Here is a 253-nt window from a genome sequence, read left to right as displayed (position 1 = left end):
AGAAAGACATTTATATAAGATCAACTGGACGAATTTCAAAATGCAGAGACTTGACAATAGTGAAGGAATGCACGCCGGAACTCTAAGCAGTGATGGAAACTATCTGTATGATACTTACAGTAATGCAAATGCTCCGAGAGTAGGAAATATCATTAATACGGCGAATCTAAAATCTACAAATATTCTTACTTCTGAAAATCCATTAAAGAACTACCAGAGACCGGAAATTAAAAATGTAGAACTAAAAGCCGAT

1 protein-coding gene is annotated in these 253 nt (G+C 34.8%); it reads left to right on the top strand.

What is annotated here, in order from left to right:
* A partial coding sequence (locus tag SB679_RS25370; RefSeq protein ID WP_410705112.1) for a DPP IV N-terminal domain-containing protein occupies window positions 1–253 on the top strand: 253 nt, incomplete at both ends.

Origin of the sequence: Chryseobacterium sp. SIMBA_029 (assembly GCF_046535275.1) — a bacterium.
Classification (GTDB): Bacteria; Bacteroidota; Bacteroidia; order Flavobacteriales; family Weeksellaceae; genus Chryseobacterium.
This window is presented reverse-complemented; position numbering and strand designations above follow the sequence as displayed.